The organism is Paenibacillus sp. AN1007 (genome assembly GCF_040702995.1).
In the GTDB taxonomy this organism is placed as follows: Bacteria; Bacillota; Bacilli; order Paenibacillales; family Paenibacillaceae; genus Paenibacillus.
In genome coordinates this window covers 707501-725218 of the sequence record NZ_CP159992.1, presented here as the reverse complement: position 1 = coordinate 725218, position 17718 = coordinate 707501, and the positions used below count along the sequence as shown (strand labels likewise).

Genomic DNA, 17718 nt, shown 5'->3' with positions numbered 1-17718 from the left:
CCTTCATTCTGTACTTAACGCTGCAAAACCGCGCCTGGCAGACGCGGCTTTACATTCCGATGTTTAATTAGTTGTTTTCGCAGCTGCTGTTTTTGGTTTGCTAATTTGTTTGCCTTTGAGCACAAGCCAGAGCGGAGCAGCGATGAAGATTGAAGAATAGGCACCGAACAAAGTTCCGATTACCATGGCAAGTGAGAACATGCGAATGGACTCTCCCCCAAAAATAAACAAACAGATTGAAGCAGCAAATACCGTGAACGTTGTATTTAAGGAACGGGTCATGGTTTGAGCCAGACTGTGATTGACGACCTCACGCAAATCGGCTTTGCTTGTCTTTTTGGCAAAACGCAGATTTTCCCGAATTCGGTCAAAAATAACGATGGTATCGTTAATCGAGAAACCAACGATCGTCAGAACCGCTGTAATAAAGGTCAGATCCACTTCCAGACGGAAAATGGAGAATACACTGATAACAACAAATGCATCATGGAAGAGTGCAATAACGGCTGCAAGACCGAAGCGCCATTCAAAACGAATGGCCACATAGATCATAATCCCGATACTTGCGATAAGAACGGCATAAATCGCATTGCGCTCCAATTCCTTAGCCATCTCTGGATCTACTGTATTGACATCGTAGGAAGCAGTTGCATCCAGCTTGCTGAACTCTTGTTTGAATTTGCTTTCCTGTTTTTCGTCCAATACATTGGAGAAACGAACATTTACCCGATCTGCGCCTGGTGTGATGTGTACATCACCTTCATTGACACCCATATCCTTGATGATCGGATTAACTTGCTCTGTGCTGATAGCTTTGGATACCGTAATATCAACGTTGGAACCTGCACGGAAATCAACAGCGTAGTTCAATCCCAATGCGAGGATACTGACAATTCCCGTAACGGTAAGAATAATCGAGAAAATATAGGCAATCTTACTGCCTTTTACATAATCATAATTCCAATTAAAGCGCACGAATTTCACTCTCCTTCACTCCGAAGTACTTAGGCTTCTTGACTACGTTCCCCCGTACAAGCAGGGTCAACAAGAAGCGGGAGAAGAAAATATTCGTGATGATACTGGTCACAATGTCGAAAATCAGTACGAGTGCAAAACCTTTAACCGCACCGGTACCGAGGAAAAACATTACAGCCGCAGCAATAATCGTCGTAATATTAGAATCGATAATTGTACGGAATGAATGTTTGCTTCCCGCCTTGACGGACGACAAGATTGATTTGCCGCTGCGCATCTCTTCTTTAATCCGTTCATACGTAATGATGTTGGCATCCACCGCCATACCTATCCCTAGAATGAAAGCCGCAATACCTGGTAGGGTGAGCACGAATTCGCCCAAATAGAAAATCGCAAGCACTAACCACGTATGAGTAATCAGTGCAAAGCTCGCGATGATACCCGGTATGCGATACAGTCCAATCATGAAAATCAGGATGATAACAGAGCCAATCAAGCCTGCTTTGATCGTTTGATCCAGAGACAATTTACCGAGGGTTGCTCCTACGCTCTGGGAGTATTTCTCCGTAAGTTTCAATGGCAGTGCACCCAGGTTAATGGTATCACGGAGCTGATTTGCTTCTTCTCGCGTGTAAGAACCTGAGATTTGAGCAGATCCGTCGGTCAATTGCTGCCTAACTTCTGGTGCTGAAAGCAGCTGATCATCCAGATAAATAGCAAGGGGTTTATTGATCAAACGTTTGGTGATTTCAGAGAATTTCGCTTTATCCTTTACTTTAATGTCAATCATCGGCTCATTTAATTGAGTGAAGACAACCTTGGCCGCATTTTCGACAAACTCATTACCGCGAAGCTCAATTTTACTGAACTCCCCGTCTTTGTCACCCGGAGCTTTACTACGGAAAGTCAGAACCGCAGGTTCTTTCATTTTGGCTCTAACCTCCGCCTCATCCGTAACACCTGCCAATTTCAACCGGATGCGGTTACTTCCTTCCGTGGTTACTTCCGGCTCACTTGTTCCGAGTGCATTGGCACGGCTTTCGAGGCTTTTGGCAGTTTGCACCAAGGAGGCTTTGTTCACCTGCTGCCCTGAATCGAGCGGTTCTGCTTCATACAGGATTTCATAGCCTCCTTTTAAATCAAGGCCCAAGCGTATATTTTTGAGCAGTTCCGGGCTTGTACCCACCATAACCCCTGTGGTGACAAGCACGACCAGAATGAAACTGATAATTCTTTTCATGCCGTTCCTAGATCCCCTTTCGTTCTCAATATTCCTATTATAGCGATGCCGTAAAAAGCAGTCAATTTTCAACAAAAAAGATCCCTTTCGTCTAGAAAGAGGACCCCCGGTATGCAGACACGGTCATAAAGTTCATAAAGCTTGTTGCTTTCAGTGACAATATGTCGTTCACCAGTTGATGAAGCGGTGGAATACCCTGTTTTTCGTATTTATGACTGACGCAATTCCAAACATCTTTGCTGGTGACATATTCGTAACCGACAAGCCTTAATTCTTCTGCCTTGCTTCGGCAGAGTATCTCTATGGACTGTTCCAACTCCACATCATTCATTTCTTCCAAGCGGGGAGCCTCCCTTCGTGCTTACAAGCCTTTATGCGGCATCAGTACTACATCATTCGACCTTCCCCGATCATATTCCTTCTTGCTGGATATGGTTCTTTTTGTTAATCGTGTCCAAGTTGTCATGAGATGATGAAAGGCCAGCATAGGATGAAGTACAACGGCTTTGTCCCATTAATGAGGATAACCAGTACTTTCAATGAGGATAACCTGTACCTTCAACCGGGAAAGAGGGGTAGTTTTGAAGAAACAGACATTTATTCAGGGGGCCATGATTCTGCTCGCGGCAGGCATTATCAACCGTATTCTGGGCTTCATTCCGCGTATCGCACTGCCTCGAGTGATCGGCGCAGAAGGTGTTGGCATCTATCAGCTGAGCTATCCCTTTTTCATCGTGCTGGTGACGCTGATTACCGGAGGGATTCCGTTAGCCGTAGCCAAACTTGTTGCGGAAGCCGAAACGGGTGCCAATCGTTATTCGCCCCAGCGTATTTTACAGATAAGCCTCAGTTTCACACTCACTCTCGGTGTCGTTTTTATGTTTCTTTGCATTCTGTTTGCCCCTTGGATCACTCAGTATGTTCTCACCGATGAACGGGTATATCATACGTTTGTCAGCATGAGTCCTATGATTGCTATCATCGCTGTTTCCGCTGTATACAGAGGTTATTTCCAAGGCAGGCAGAACATGATGCCAACAGCGATTTCGTCTATTACAGAAACAATTATCCGCATCATTTGTGTGATCTGGTTTGCCTGGCTGCTGCTTCCTAAAGGAATTGAACATGCGGCGGCCGGCGCAATGCTGGGGGCAATGGTCGGGGAGCTGGGTGGAATGCTGATTCTACTGTGGAATTATGCAAAATCAAAAAAGAGCTGCCCCTTTCTATAAAAATAGAACAGGAGCCCTCTCCTTCATCCAAGTCAGTGAAACCGGAATCCAGTTTGTTAACAGAAGCAGAGCTGTCTGAGGGGAAGAATCATGCCCAAAGAGGATTAATCCGCCGTTTGCTGGCTATATCTGTCCCTGTTACAGCAGGTCGTCTTGTTGGCTCTCTATCCTACCTCGCTGAGACAATCGTAACAGCCCAGAGTCTTGCTATTGCCGGTATCGCCAAAGGGCTCGCTACAGCTCAATATGGTGCATTACAGGGGATGGTCATCCCGTTACTGCTGCTTCCTGGTGCGCTGACCTCATCTCTTGCGACATCACTCGTCCCGTCTTTGTCTGAAGCTGCTGCCCGGGGTGATCGTGCGCTCATTCATAAAAGAATGCATCAGGCTCTGCGGCTTGCTTTGGTCACTGGTGCACCGTTTTCTGTATTTATGTATGTGCTTGCCGAACCGATGTGTCTGCTGCTCTATGATGATGCATCGATTGGAAGCATGCTGAAACTGATGGCACCTTTTGCTTTATTTATCTATATTCAAGCCCCGCTGCAGGCAGCGCTGCAGGCACTTGATCGTCCAGGTAAAGCTTTGCTGAATACATTTATTGGCGCTGTCATCAAAATCTCTTTAATTCTGATGCTGGCTTCGCAGCCCGAATATGGTATTTTTGGTGCTGTCATTGCCATCTGTATTAATTCCATGATTGTGACCTTATTACATGCGCGAAGTGTACGTCAGCTGTTAAATTTCCGATTTAAGTTGATGGATTGGGTCAAAACAGGAGCCGGCATGTTCATTATGGGTGCAGCGACCCTTCTCGTCTACGAGCACACAGCTGCCCTTCTTCCATTTTGGCTGCGAATGATCCTAGCCCCAGCGACAGGTTTACTCGTTTATTTTCTCATTATGGGCATCACCAAAATGATTGACTTCCATGATTTATCCCGTGCTCCGCTCATTGGTTCATGGTTTAAACGCCGCAAGTAATTTACTTTTTGTCCTCGCGAGGGCTGATATATAACTTGCCATTGTGGTCAATTGAGCAAATAAACACATCTTTGAAATCCATGATGCCTTTTTGCTGAATTTGATTTTTCAACCAGAAACGTGTTTTCTCAATCATTTCCAGATTCTCATCCTGCACTTTCCCATCCATAATTAGCGGTACAGGCAGGCCCTCATATTTGATGTCGGGGAAACCTTTCAAGTGAATATGATTTTTTTTTCGTGAAGATGAGCTGCTGGAACCTGAACCTGACCCGGAAGAAGTGCCTTCGGAACTTTGATCTTTTGGAAAAACGGTTAATTTGCCCGTCGTCTCCAGAAGCGCAAAATCTACATCACCTATGCTGTCTATGTTCTGTTCACGCAGCTGGAGGAGCAGATCATCCAAATTATAACGCTGTTTCCGCATTTCATCCCGATGAAGTTTACCTTTAGAGATTAACACCGTAGGTTTCCCATCAATCATCAAGCGAAGCTTTCTACTTTTCAAGCCAACATAGGCCATCCCAATCTGCATAACAATTACCGTCAGCATCGGAGCTATACCATGAGAGAGCGGTTTTTTAATATCCTCAATGACAAAAGCAGCCATTTCAGCGAGCATAATCGACACGACCAGATCAAACATGGACAGCTTGCCGATCTCACGTTTGCCCATAACACGAATCGCACAATAGACCAGAAAATACATGAGTACGGTTCGGTAAACATGGGGGCCGATATCCGTGAAATTCATAACAGGACCTCCTTCGAATTTCAGCATCTGGGGATATTTTAAGTGCAATCCCTATTTTGACCTGAACCTGAAATGCTCATGCAGAAATAAACCGTTCATTTAATGGAAATCAGTTCATAAGTGAGAAGGCTTGACCATACACTGTAATAATTTCAAACTTGTACAAGGGGGTTGCTTCATGCAATTGATTCGCCGCTTGTTCTCATTTCGGATGTCCAATCCGATTCTGTCTGGTCTCTGCCATGCTTTTGTCTGGATGTTTATTGGAGCGTTAGTTCTTTCTTTCTTCTTGTGGATGAGCGGCTTACGGGAACAGGAGCTATCTACCTATACCTATGTCGTTCATGGTTTGTCACTGCTCATTGGCGGTTTCATTGCGGGGAAACGGTCTGGTGAGAAGGGATGGTATTATGGCGGAGTTACAGGCATCGTTTATGGGCTCCTCGTGCTGCTTATTGGATTTCTGGCCCTTGACGCTTCTTTTAACTGGAAGGACAGCTTACAGCTGCTTAGTGCCTTTCTGCTCTCAGCTCTAGGCGGTATCTTTGGTGTCAATACACAGCGTTAATCGTGATCAACTCCCATAATCAGGACCACCCGTCCAACGGGTGGTTTGCTCTTGGGGTATAACCCCCTGTTGCCAAACTGCGCCTAAAGACGCTAGCCTGACAGCAGGGCTGTTCAGGCTCAGTGTAATTTGTCTCTTTCACTTACCAGTAAACTGGTTTTACTTCTTTTTGCTTCGATTACTGCTGAATGGATCTTCGTATTCTTTTACACTCAGCTTATCTACCGCCTGATCATGTGCTTCTTGCTCACGAATATACTTTCTTACGGTTGCTTCATTTAGACCCACTGTGCTCACATAGTACCCTTCGGCCCAAAATTTTCGATTTCCGTATTTATACTTAAGCTGGGCATGTTTTTCGAAGATCTTGAGCGAACTTTTTCCCTTTAGATATCCCATAAACGTGGAGACCGCAATTTTTGGAGGGATGGCTACTAACATATGGACATGATCGGGCATCATGTGACCTTCTATGATTTCGACTCCTTTGTACTTGCACAAACGTTTAAAGATTTCGATTAAATCTCTTCTCACTTGATTATAGATTTCTTTCCGTCTATACTTCGGGGTGAACACAATGTGGTACTTACACATCCACTTTGTGTGAGCTAGGCTGTAGCTCTTGGTTGCCATGAATGACCATTCCTTTCTTTTTGAGCCTGAACATCTCAATTGTATTGGAATGGTCATAATGGTCAAACCCTTCATCCCTCCACCCGCATAGCGGGTGGTTTTTTGTTTCGCGCGTTTCACGCACTCAACTGGCTAAAGCCATAAAAAAAAGAGAATCGGATCTGCTCAGATCCGATTCTCTGTTCGGGAATATGCGGGTGCATATTCTCAATATATATTCGATTATTCAGCCGTTTCACGACTTACAGCACTGCTGATCGCATTACGATCAAACGTAAGCTTGGTAACATCGTTTACACGCAGTACCACGATGTCCTCTGTAATTTCAGCAATCGTACCGTGAAGACCACCGATCGTAACAATTTTGTCGCCTTTTTTCAGCTGACCCAGCATCGCATTACGAGCCTTTTGTTTTTTGTTCTGTGGACGAATCATCAGGAAGTAGAAAATGGCGACCATCAGTACCAAAGGTACGATCAACGAAAAAATTCCACCACCAGGATTTGCAGCTTGAGCAGTCATAGCTTGAAACATCAAAACTCCCCCTTATCGACTATACATACAGATATTGCTTGTTGCATCGGTTCCGCAAAAACCTTTAATCAGAAACCTTTGTCATTATCATGCAGACCATATTGATCGAAAAATTCATCCCGGAAATCAAGCAAACGATCTTCCATTATGGCTTTGCGCACATTGCGCATTAAGTTCTGTAGGAAATGAAGATTATGGATCGTTGTCAGACGCAAGCCAAATGTTTCATCTGCTTTGATCAGATGGCGCAGATAAGCTCTGGAATAGTTGCGGCAAGTGTAGCAGTCACATTCCGGGTCAAGCGGCCCAAAATCGGTTGCAAACTTGGCATTGCGAACGACCAGACGTCCTTGGCTTGTCATCGTTGTTCCGTTACGGGCAATTCGGGTCGGCAGCACGCAGTCAAACATGTCCACTCCACGAATCGATCCCTCAATCAATGCATCGGGTGAACCTACCCCCATCAAATAGCGCGGTTTATTGGAAGGCAGCAAAGGCACTGTATAGTCCAATACACCATACATCAAATGTTTCGGTTCTCCAACACTCAGTCCACCAATAGCATACCCCGGGAAATCCATGGAAGTCAAATCAGCCGCGCTTTGACGACGAAGGTCCTCATGCATGCCTCCCTGTACGATGGCGAACAAACCTTGATCATGCGGACGAGCATGACTTTCAAGACAGCGCTCTGCCCAGCGGCTCGTTCTTTCAAGCGACTTCTTAACGTATTCATATTCAGCTGGATATGGAGGACATTCATCAAAAGCCATCATGATATCCGATCCCAGTGCGTTCTGAATTTCCATGGCTACTTCCGGGGAAAGAAACTTTTTGTCTCCGTTCAGATGGGAACGGAAGTGTACGCCTTCTTCCGTAATCTTACGCATCTCACTGAGGGAAAACACTTGAAATCCACCACTATCTGTCAGAATCGGTCGATCCCAGTTCATAAATTTGTGCAGCCCACCAGCCTGACGAATAATTTCATGTCCGGGCCTTAGGAACAAGTGATAGGTATTGCTCAGAATAATCTGAGCATCCATTTCTTTCAACTCTTCAGGACTCATCGTTTTTACCGTTGCCTGCGTACCTACCGGCATGAAGGTTGGTGTCTCAATAACTCCATGAGGTGTATGTACCCGTCCCAGACGCGCACCGGATTGTTTACACGTTTTGATATGTTCGTACGTAATTGCTGCCATTGGTTATAATCATCCTCTAAAAGTTAATCGTTTATTAATAAATCAGCATCGCATCCCCAAAACTGAAGAAACGGTATTTCTCTTTGATCGCTTCCTCATAGGCGCGCATAATATGTTCTCGCCCTGCAAGTGCACTAACAAGCATCACTAGTGTGGATTTTGGCAGGTGAAAGTTGGTAAGCATTCCGTCAATGACTTTGAAGGAGTATCCGGGATAGATAAAAATACTCGTCCAGCCGCTGCTTTCCTGCAGTATGCCATCTTCAAACTTACTTCCCACTGTCTCCAGCGTTCTGCAGCTGGTGGTACCTACCGCAAAAACTTTATTACCTCGCTCTTTGGTCTGGTTAATCAAATCAGCTGTTTCCTGAGACAAAGAATAGTATTCTTCATGCATTACATGATCCTCCACCACATCCACGGACATCGGTCTGAAAGTGCCTAAGCCAACATGGAGAGTAATGAAGCCGACATGCACACCTTTAGCTCGAATCTGATCAAGCAGCTCATCGGTAAAGTGCAGACCTGCGGTCGGTGCAGCGGCTGAGCCTTCATGTTTGGCATATACCGTCTGATAACGCTCCCGATCGTCCAGCGTTTCTTTGATATAAGGCGGCAGCGGCATTTCTCCCAATCGATCCAGAATCTCCTGGAAGATTCCGCTGTACTCAAATGTTAATGTACGTGCCCCCATTTCGCCAACTTCATTAATGACGGCCTTTAACTCATCGCTGAACACAATCACAGAACCAGCCCGCAGTTTTTTACCCGGCTTGACCAGCGCCTCCCATTTGTCACCTTCTAGGTTTTTAAGCAGCAGCACCTCGGCTTTCGCTCCCGTGTCCTCTTTTGTACCAAAAAGGCGGGCAGGCAGTACACGTGTATCATTTAAGATCAGCGTATCCCCAGGCTCCAGAACATTAATAATATGAGGAAAGTGGTGATGACCAATCTCACCTGTCTCTTTGTTCAACGTAAGCAGACGAGACGCTGTGCGGTCCAGCAGCGGCGTCTGTGCAATCAATTCTTCAGGCAGTTCAAAATCATATAAGTTCACATTCATGTTCATTTCATTCCTTAACAATAGTGGCATTCTGATAATAGTGTTTCAATATTGTCTGGTAATCATACCCTTCATCCGCCATACCCTTGGCTCCCCATTGAGATAAACCAAGTCCATGACCGTTACCCTGACCAATAAACATAAAAGTCTGACCTTGTGTAACGGCTCTGGCCTGTCCATCCGCACTCATCACAACCAGTGCATTACTGGAAGAGCTTCCTGTGCCTGAAGCAGATAAAACAGGAGCACCCTGCGATCCGGTTTTGCTGACTTTTTTGCCGTCAGCGCCTAATACAGTATAACTTCCGGTCCCCGCAATATCAAATAAAGTGCTCGGCAATCCCCCTAAGGCAGAACGGTACGTATCTCCGTATTTGACCGTCAACGGCTGCCCATTGGCTGTCACTTCAAGGGCCCGTCCTGAAGGCCCCCTTTTGGTTACTTCCAGTGTTGAGATGGAGGAAGGAACGGCATTTGTCGTTTTGCCCTGCAGCGTTTTGACCAACTGTGCCGAAGTAAATGGCCCTCTCACCCAAGCGTAATCATTGGACTGAGCGACTTTTGCCAGTACAACAACTTCAGTGCCCGGATTGATTTTCGCAACCGGCTCTACATTGGATTGAATTAGCGGTATGGGTCTTACATTTGTATTTTGAGCTGTAACCGTCACTTTGGAAAGGCCCGCCTCTGTTTTTGTTGTTACTTCTTTTACGTTGTCCTCACGAATATATCCGCTCACACCTGTATTCAGCAGAACGTGGTACCATGTATGGAGTCCGGCCTGCGCAGACTGATCCCCACGACTGTCTACATTGGTAAACAGACCGTTTCCACTGTTCCATACTTCAGAAGGATGAGCAGTCTGTCCTCCCGCATTGGAAGAAAATACGGCTTCTACAATTTTGCCGCCGCTTTTGATCACTTCTCCTGCAGTCGCATTTACTGCACTCGTTACTTTGTCATTCTCCGAATTCATTCCGTTGTAAGCCTGACTCAGTGTTGTATCGACCACATTGGCAATCTTGAATCGTTCCCCCTGCTGAAGCGCATAGGAACGTGCTGCTACCGCCTGTACCTTAAGTGCTTCTGCTGGCCAGGAAGAATAGACTTCTGCACCGACAACCGAGTACAGGTACTTTTCCAGCGGCACAACATTTACTAGAGCCAAGTCCCCATTTACGATGCTGACCTCCATATCTCCGCGGTATATCCGTTGAGATCGCTCCACAACTTTTATACCGCTGCCTGTCCCCTGTACGAGTACTTTGGCATCACTGCCTGCAATAGTGTAGTGTGGAGCCGTTTTGAGAGCATCCAGACTCAATCCTGCATCCTGTCGGATAATCAGACCTGCACTGTTTCCTACAGGGGAGAGACTGATCCCGGCTGCGCTTGCTTCGACCTGCTGCTTTAATGAGTCCAACTCCGCCGCGGATGAGGCCTCGCCAACCCATACTGTATATCCTTGACTGCTTCCATTCAACAGAAGCACAGGATATGCAGTGAATCCTGCCGAAAGCAGATTTGCCTGTACAGCTTCTGCCTCCTGAAGTGAACTGTACGTGCCTGTCGACAAACGTTCGCTTCCTGTTACAACAGGCTGCTGTCCTGCCAATTGTGCTGCGGCTGTTTTCTGAACACGTGTCACAGCTTGTGCGGCAAGTGCAGCTGTCCCGTAATTACCTGTATACAGCTGATAAAGCGTCTTGCCATTAAACGATGCGGTGTACAGCAAAGGTTTATCAGCTGAAGCCTGCAGCAATTTTGCGGCTGCTGCGGCTGTTTTGAAATCAGCCGTTTCTAACACTTTTACTCGAAATCCATCCGCACTAAATCTGGCCTGTCCGGAAGGAAGTGAAGCATTCGCAGCGCCCCCCGACTGAAGGCTCCATTCTCCGGCCGATTCAAGTGTAATCATAGGAGTCGTTGATTTATATGTGCTCCCTAAATTGGCAAACAAGGCTACTCTGATTAATTGTCCATCATTACCAGCCGCATAAGCAGGCACCTGCAAACATCCCGCTGTTAATAGAGCAGCCGCCAGTACCTTCAATCGACGACTCCACTTTTTCGTTCGTATTGCTTTTCCCACAATCAGACTCCTCTCCACGTATGTCTTTCGTTTATATCGGTCAGATTCTATAGAGAATTCACTTCATTTGATGATAACTCCCTCGATTCACTTCCATAACCAAAGAAGGTAAGGCGCTATTTGCCGTCTCTTGGCGGAACGGGCAGACCAAGATGGTGATATGCCAGATCTGTTACCACCCGACCTCTCGGTGTACGCTGAATCATACCGATCTGCAGCAGATAGGGTTCATAAACATCCTCAATTGTCTGTGACTCCTCCCCAATCGTAGCCGCAATGGTATCCAGTCCAACCGGCCCTCCACGAAAACTGTTAATCATGGATTTAAGCATCTTGTGGTCGATTTCGTCCAATCCGCGCGGATCAATCTGAAGACGCTGCAGTGCTTCTTCTGCCAGAGCTTGTGTAATAATGCCATCACCGCGCACCTGTGCAAAATCACGCACCCGTTTTAGCAATCGGTTGGCAATCCGTGGTGTCCCGCGCGAACGCAGGGCAATCTCTTCTGCAGCATCGCCTACAATCTCGACACCCAAAATTTCTGTCGAGCGTGAAACGATGTATGCCAGCTCATCAACGGTATAGAACTCCAGACGGCTGATTACACCAAACCTGTCCCGAAGGGGGGCGGATAGAAGTCCAGCACGCGTCGTAGCCCCAATCAATGTAAATGGGGGCAGATCCAAACGAACGGAACGTGCACTCGGCCCCTTGCCAATCATAATATCCAGAGCAGAATCTTCCATAGCCGGGTACATGACCTCTTCAACAGTACGGTGAAGTCGATGAATCTCGTCAATAAACAAGACATCCCCCTCCTGCAGATTGGTCAGCAGAGCCGCAAGATCACCTGGACGCTCGATCGCAGGACCTGAAGTTGTTCTCAGATTAACACCAAGTTCGTTTGCTATAATATTAGCGAGAGTCGTTTTTCCAAGTCCCGGCGGACCATATAAAAGCACATGATCCAGTGCTTCATTTCGTAACTTGGCAGCTTCGATATATATTTTAAGATTTTCCTTGACCTGATTCTGCCCGATGTATTCATTTAAATACCGGGGACGGAGGCTGAGTTCAACGTTCTGATCCTCCATCATCAGGTTAGCGGATATAATCCGTTCATCCATGTCTATCCCTACCTTTTCTTGCAGGCTGCACCTCTAGTATACTATGAAACCTGAACTTATCCCGTAAACAACATCTGCAGTGCCCGCTTCATCAGGACATCAACTGAATCTGCAGTCGTTACGTCTTTTTTCAACTTGAGCCATACTTTATCCAATTCACTATCCGTATATCCAAGCGCCTTCAAGCCCTCACGTGCTTCATCCCACGCAGACCCGCTTCCCTTCTCTTCCGATGGGGGTGCAAACAGCCCCGTTTCATACGCTGCCGTTCCAAAGCCGTCCAATTTGTCTTTCAGATCAAGGATCATACGCTGTGCTGTTTTTTTGCCGATGCCCGGCAGTTTCGTCAAGAATGTCAGATTCTCCTGATAGATCGCCGTAACCACGTGATCTGGTGTACCTCCAGCAAGAATACCTAATGCCACCTTTGGCCCAATTCCCGACACTTCAATCAATTTGCGGAACAGACGCTGTTCTTCTCTCGTCACAAATCCAAACAAAAACATTGCATCTTCACGCACATGGTGATGAGTGTATACAATAATTTCGCCTTCCTGCTTGGCAAACGCATAAGGGTTAGGACAGAATACGCGGTAACCTACGCCATGAACGTCCAGCACAATATAATCACTCTCGACATGTATAAACTGTCCTCTTAGAAAATCGATCATTTTCGCAATACCTCATTCAATTTGGAATTTAATGTATATGAGTGTGCATGGCAAACGGCAACAGCCAGCGCATCTGCAACGTCATCCGGTTTAGGCACAACCTGCAGGCGAAGAAACATTTTGACCATCTCCTGCACTTGTTTCTTCTCCGCCTTGCCGTAACCCACAATCGCCTGTTTGATCTGCATCGGAGTATACTCTGCAATCGGCAAACCTTTCTGAGCAGCAGCAAGGATCATGACCCCTCTGGCCTGACTGACAGACATTGCTGTAGTTACATTACGGTTAAAAAAGAGCTTCTCCAGTGCTACTGCATCGGGTTTATATTTATCGATCAGCTGCACCATCCCCTCATAAACGTGAAGAAGCCGTTCCTCATCAGGAGTATGAGCCTCCGTCTGAATACATCCATATTGTACGGGTACTACTTTGTTCCCGATTTTGTCCACAAAGCCAAACCCAACAATCGCAATCCCCGGGTCAATTCCCAAAAAACGCAAAACCATCTCTCCCTTACAAAAGCGAACATATGTATCGTTCATTTCATTATAACATTAGATACGCCTTGCGGCAGGAAAAACTTTGTCTATGCTAAAGCTTGCTTTATTTCGAGCGTATTCTTTCTTCATGTCACTTATATCCTTGATGCCTTTTCTAAAAACGACAAAAAGGACATCCTCTTGATGTCCTTAGTTGAAAGGCATGAGTCAAAATTCTTACTTATACGGCCTAGCCTTTTTTTAGCATATCCTTTACCTTTACGATTCAATTCTTAAAAATTTCCTGTTTCACCAATTATCCGCCATTACGAAGCAATCGGTGTGTTTCATCCACTGCAAAATCACTAAATGTCGAGATTACACTATCATACTCATCTTTATCCTGTATGCGAATGCCTTCCTGCAATTGCTCTAACACCCCTTCGGGCAGTGAACTTTCCAGCGTACCTACATCGAGTTGAAAAAACGTGCGAATGACGTTCTCTTCAGCAGGTTTGCCCTCATACAGTTTAAGATTACCAGCAGCATCAATGCTGATATATGCTTCTTGTTTACATATCGGTGAAAGGTCCTCAACCCTCTGATTCAGCTGCATCGTATCCGAAGAAGTAATCTTCGCTTCCCACTCCGGATGCTGAGCAAGCAGTATTTTAAGCCGCGGAATATCCATTCTCCCCAACTGTTCCGTCTCTACACCGCAAATATATTCCGTTTGTAAAACAACACGTATCAGCTGCTCTTTGTCAGCTTTAAGCTGTGTGACAAGACGCTGAATCTCTTGATCCGACCGTGTATCCTTTTTAACTGTACCCATAACGCTTACAGCCTCACCAAAATTAGTCGTTAATAACCGCTCAACTGCTGCAGATATAGATAAACCACGATATGCTAGTATCATAACTGCGCATACCGCTGCAGTCATCCAAAATGTCCGTTTCCAGCGCCGCCATCGTTTCTTTAATTGTTTTCTGAAGCTGAACCTGTTCACATAAACCCCTTCAATCACTTTTTTAAAGCTATTGTGACCTAATGGATGAAATTTTATGCATAACCAAGCCTGCTTGAAAAGGATAAAAGCCTTACTCGGTGAGCATTTATCCTTTTCTGGAACCTTATATGTATAATTTATTATTTTAAAAAGTAAAAAGCACTATCTGATTAGATAGTGCTTTCTTGAATCGGGATGACACGATTTGAACATGCGACCCCCTGGTCCCAAACCAGGTGCTCTACCAAGCTGAGCTACATCCCGTTATATATACCGGCGAGAGGACTCGAACCTCCACGGTTTCCCACTCGATTTTGAGTCGAGCGCGTCTGCCATTCCGCCACGCCGGCAAACTATGTAAATAATGGCGCGCCCTGAGAGATTCGAACTCCCGGCCTTTTGATTCGTAGTCAAACGCTCTATCCAGCTGAGCTAAGGGCGCAAATATTGGAGCGGAAGACGGGAATCGAACCCGCGACCCTCGCCTTGGCAAGGCGATGCTCTACCGCTGAGCCACTTCCGCATGAAAAAAAGTATAAAATGGCGGAACCGACGGGATTCGAACCCGCGATCTCCTGCGTGACAGGCAGGCATGTTAGGCCAACTACACCACGGTTCCAAATCACTCTCGATTAGAAAGTTAAATTGCGGGGGCAGGATTTGAACCTGCGGCCTTCGGGTTATGAGCCCGACGAGCTACCGGGCTGCTCCACCCCGCGTCATTAATAAAAATATATGGTGGAGGCTGAGGGGATCGAACCCCCGACCCTCTGCTTGTAAGGCAGATGCTCTCCCAGCTGAGCTAAGCCTCCATATATATGACCCGTAGGGGATTCGAACCCCTGTTACCTCCGTGAAAGGGAGGTGTCTTAACCCCTTGACCAACGGGCCTTAATGGCTCCCCGAACAGGACTCGAACCTGTGACAACTCGATTAACAGTCGAGTGCTCTACCAACTGAGCTATCAGGGAATAATATGCATCTGCTGAACAAATGCAATTCATCGTACAACGTCCACATGCATAACCTGTTTTCTATGTATGATGAAAGAGTTCGCTTGGCGGCGTCCTACTCTCCCAGGACCCTGCGGTCCAAGTACCATCGGCGCTAGAGGGCTTAACGGTCGTGTTCGGGATGGGTACGTGTGGAACCCCTCCGCCATCGCCACCAAACGCGATTGGTCGAAGCATAGCTTCTTCCATTCATCAGAGTGATTGTTCTCTGAAAACTAGATTCGAAACGAAACTTACGCGACTTAAAACTTGCTATTGGATAAGCCCTCGACCGATTAGTACTGGTCAGCTCCATGCATTGCTGCACTTCCACCCCCAGCCTATCTACCTCGTCGTCTTCAAGGGGTCTTACATACTGGGAAATCTCATCTTGAGGGGGGCTTCACGCTTAGATGCTTTCAGCGCTTATCCCGTCCGTACATAGCTACCCAGCGGTGCTCCTGGCGGAACAACTGGTACACCAGCGGTACGTCCATCCCGGTCCTCTCGTACTAAGGACAGCTCCTCTCAAATTTCCTACGCCCACGACAGATAGGGACCGAACTGTCTCACGACGTTCTGAACCCAGCTCGCGTACCGCTTTAATGGGCGAACAGCCCAACCCTTGGGACCTACTTCAGCCCCAGGATGCGATGAGCCGACATCGAGGTGCCAAACCTCCCCGTCGATGTGGACTCTTGGGGGAGATAAGCCTGTTATCCCCAGGGTAGCTTTTATCCGTTGAGCGATGGCCCTTCCATGCGGTACCACCGGATCACTAAGCCCGACTTTCGTCCCTGCTCGACTTGTAGGTCTCGCAGTCAAGCTCCCTTATGCCTTTGCACTCTTCGAATGATTTCCAACCATTCTGAGGGAACCTTTGGGCGCCTCCGTTACTCTTTAGGAGGCGACCGCCCCAGTCAAACTGCCCACCTGACACTGTCCCCGTACCCGCTAAGGGCACCAGGTTAGAACCTAGATACGATCAGGGTGGTATCCCAACGGTGCCTCCACACAAGCTGGCGCTCATGCTTCAAAGGCTCCCACCTATCCTGTACAGATCGTACCCAAATTCAATATCAAGCTGCAGTAAAGCTCCATGGGGTCTTTCCGTCTTGTCGCGGGTAACCTGCATCTTCACAGGTATTAAAATTTCACCGGATCTCTCGTTGAGACAGCGCCCAAGTCGTTACGCCATTCGTGCGGGTCAGAATTTACCTGACAAGGAATTTCGCTACCTTAGGACCGTTATAGTTACGGCCGCCGTTTACTGGGGCTTCGGTTCACAGCTTCGGATTGCTCCTAACCACTCCCCTTAACCTTCCAGCACCGGGCAGGCGTCAGCCCGTATACTTCGCCTTACGGCTTCGCACAGACCTGTGTTTTTGCTAAACAGTCGCTTGGGCCTTTTCACTGCGGCCCCCTCGTGCTATTCACACTACCGGGGCACCCCTTCTCCCGAAGTTACGGGGTCATTTTGCCGAGTTCCTTAACGAGAGTTCTTCCGCGCGCCTTAGAATTCTCTTCTCGCCTACCTGTGTCGGTTTGCGGTACGGGCACCTTCATCTGGCTAGAGGCTTTTCTTGGCAGTGTGAGATCATGACCTTCGCTACTGTAATTTTCACTCCCCATCACAGCTCAGCCTTATGATGTGCGGATTTGCCTACACATCAGCCTTACTGCTTGGACAGGCATCCATCAGCCTGCGTCACTACCCTACTGCGTCCCCCCATCGCTCGTAACGATTTACGGTGGTACAGGAATTTCGACCTGTTGTCCTTCGACTACGCCTTTCGGCCTCGCCTTAGGTCCCGACTTACCCTGAGCGGACGAGCCTTCCTCAGGAACCCTTAGGCTTTCGGCGGATCAGATTCTCACTGATCTTTTCGTTACTCATACCGGCATTCTCACTTGTATAATGTCCAGCGCTCCTTACGGTACACCTTCAACCCTTATACAACGCTCCCCTACCCCTGATGCAAGCATCAAGCCATAGCTTCGGTGGTGTGTTTAGCCCCGTTACATTTTCGGCGCAGAGTCACTCGACCAGTGAGCTATTACGCACTCTTTCAATGATGGCTGCTTCTAAGCCAACATCCTGGTTGTCTGTGCAACTCCACATCCTTTCCCACTTAACACACACTTGGGGACCTTAGCT

General features: G+C 47.1%; 14 protein-coding genes, 9 tRNA genes, 2 rRNA genes and 1 pseudogene (1 of these 26 running past the window's edge). 2 read left to right on the top strand and 24 right to left on the bottom strand.

All coding sequences use genetic code 11. The annotated features are described in order from the left end of the window. Positions 1-63: 63 nt before the first annotated feature. The 3 genes from secF to ABXS70_RS03285 form a co-directional block, all read right to left on the bottom strand. Complete coding sequence (secF, locus tag ABXS70_RS03295; RefSeq protein WP_342552493.1) at positions 64-975, bottom strand: protein translocase subunit SecF; 912 nt, start codon at positions 973-975, stop codon at positions 64-66. Beyond that, a complete protein-coding gene (secD, locus tag ABXS70_RS03290) occupies positions 965-2215 on the bottom strand; it encodes a protein translocase subunit SecD (protein WP_342552494.1) in 1251 nt (416 codons plus the stop codon). The genes secF and secD overlap by 11 nt, the downstream gene beginning before the upstream one ends. Before the next feature lie 91 nt (positions 2216-2306). Further along, positions 2307-2546 carry a post-transcriptional regulator gene (locus ABXS70_RS03285; RefSeq protein ID WP_145332921.1) on the bottom strand — a complete coding sequence of 80 codons (240 nt, stop codon included), beginning with the start codon at positions 2544-2546 and terminating at the stop codon, positions 2307-2309. Between the two features lie 250 nt (positions 2547-2796). Here ABXS70_RS03285 and ABXS70_RS03280 point away from each other — a divergent pair. Then, positions 2797-4433: pseudogene (locus ABXS70_RS03280) on the top strand (polysaccharide biosynthesis protein). Between the two features lies 1 nt (position 4434). On the opposite strand, the gene ABXS70_RS03275 reads toward ABXS70_RS03280, so the two are convergent. Continuing rightward, the gene (locus tag ABXS70_RS03275) at positions 4435-5187 is read right to left on the bottom strand and encodes a DUF421 domain-containing protein (protein WP_366293825.1); all 753 of its coding nucleotides are present in this window, start codon (positions 5185-5187) and stop codon (positions 4435-4437) included. Positions 5188-5365: 178 nt separating this feature from the next. Here ABXS70_RS03275 and ABXS70_RS03270 point away from each other — a divergent pair, with 178 nt between their 5' ends. Continuing rightward, complete coding sequence (locus ABXS70_RS03270) at positions 5366-5755, top strand: TIGR04086 family membrane protein (protein ID WP_366293822.1); 390 nt, start codon at positions 5366-5368, stop codon at positions 5753-5755. A gap of 159 nt (positions 5756-5914) precedes the next feature. On the opposite strand, the gene tnpA is transcribed toward ABXS70_RS03270, so the two are convergent. The 20 genes from tnpA to ABXS70_RS03170 form a co-directional block, all read right to left on the bottom strand. After that, a complete protein-coding gene (gene tnpA, locus ABXS70_RS03265; RefSeq protein WP_366293454.1) occupies positions 5915-6388 on the bottom strand; it encodes an IS200/IS605 family transposase in 474 nt (157 codons plus the stop codon). Between the two features lie 222 nt (positions 6389-6610). Continuing rightward, on the bottom strand, positions 6611-6922 hold the full coding sequence (yajC, locus tag ABXS70_RS03260; RefSeq protein WP_342552498.1) for a preprotein translocase subunit YajC: 312 nt from the start codon (positions 6920-6922) through the stop codon (positions 6611-6613). A 68-nt stretch (positions 6923-6990) separates the two neighbouring features. Next, positions 6991-8127: a tRNA guanosine(34) transglycosylase Tgt gene (gene tgt, locus ABXS70_RS03255; RefSeq protein ID WP_342552499.1), complete on the bottom strand. Its 1137-nt coding sequence runs from the start codon at positions 8125-8127 to the stop codon at positions 6991-6993. 34 nt (positions 8128-8161) lie between these two features. Next, positions 8162-9190, bottom strand: a complete 1029-nt coding sequence (queA, locus tag ABXS70_RS03250; RefSeq protein WP_342552500.1) for a tRNA preQ1(34) S-adenosylmethionine ribosyltransferase-isomerase QueA — start codon at positions 9188-9190, stop codon at positions 8162-8164. A 7-nt stretch (positions 9191-9197) separates the two neighbouring features. Then, positions 9198-11282 carry a SpoIID/LytB domain-containing protein gene (locus tag ABXS70_RS03245; protein ID WP_366293817.1) on the bottom strand — a complete coding sequence of 695 codons (2085 nt, stop codon included), beginning with the start codon at positions 11280-11282 and terminating at the stop codon, positions 9198-9200. 116 nt (positions 11283-11398) lie between these two features. Next, complete coding sequence (gene ruvB / locus ABXS70_RS03240; RefSeq protein WP_342552502.1) at positions 11399-12409, bottom strand: Holliday junction branch migration DNA helicase RuvB; 1011 nt, start codon at positions 12407-12409, stop codon at positions 11399-11401. 56 nt (positions 12410-12465) lie between these two features. Further along, a complete protein-coding gene (gene ruvA / locus ABXS70_RS03235; RefSeq protein WP_342552503.1) occupies positions 12466-13080 on the bottom strand; it encodes a Holliday junction branch migration protein RuvA in 615 nt (204 codons plus the stop codon). Further along, the gene (ruvC, locus tag ABXS70_RS03230; protein WP_342552504.1) at positions 13077-13580 is read right to left on the bottom strand and encodes a crossover junction endodeoxyribonuclease RuvC; all 504 of its coding nucleotides are present in this window, start codon (positions 13578-13580) and stop codon (positions 13077-13079) included. Before ruvC ends, ruvA begins: the two co-directional genes overlap by 4 nt. Positions 13581-13875: 295 nt before the next feature. Beyond that, on the bottom strand, positions 13876-14568 hold the full coding sequence (locus ABXS70_RS03225; RefSeq protein ID WP_342552505.1) for a BofC C-terminal domain-containing protein: 693 nt from the start codon (positions 14566-14568) through the stop codon (positions 13876-13878). A 190-nt stretch (positions 14569-14758) separates the two neighbouring features. Further along, a tRNA-Pro gene (locus ABXS70_RS03220) sits at positions 14759-14832 on the bottom strand. Between the two features lie 7 nt (positions 14833-14839). After that, positions 14840-14918: transfer RNA gene (locus ABXS70_RS03215), tRNA-Leu, on the bottom strand. Positions 14919-14933: 15 nt separating this feature from the next. Continuing rightward, positions 14934-15010: transfer RNA gene (locus ABXS70_RS03210), tRNA-Arg, on the bottom strand. Positions 15011-15016: 6 nt separating this feature from the next. Then, positions 15017-15091 (bottom strand) — tRNA-Gly (locus ABXS70_RS03205). Positions 15092-15109: 18 nt separating this feature from the next. Beyond that, positions 15110-15187, bottom strand: a tRNA-Asp gene (locus tag ABXS70_RS03200). Between the two features lie 26 nt (positions 15188-15213). After that, positions 15214-15287: transfer RNA gene (locus ABXS70_RS03195), tRNA-Met, on the bottom strand. Between the two features lie 17 nt (positions 15288-15304). Then, positions 15305-15380: transfer RNA gene (locus ABXS70_RS03190), tRNA-Val, on the bottom strand. 7 nt (positions 15381-15387) lie between these two features. Then, positions 15388-15459: transfer RNA gene (locus tag ABXS70_RS03185), tRNA-Glu, on the bottom strand. 4 nt (positions 15460-15463) lie between these two features. Then, positions 15464-15539, bottom strand: a tRNA-Asn gene (locus ABXS70_RS03180). A gap of 84 nt (positions 15540-15623) precedes the next feature. After that, positions 15624-15740, bottom strand: a 5S ribosomal RNA gene (gene rrf / locus ABXS70_RS03175). Between the two features lie 95 nt (positions 15741-15835). Then, positions 15836-17718: ribosomal RNA gene (locus ABXS70_RS03170) — 23S ribosomal RNA — on the bottom strand; it runs 1043 nt beyond the window's last position.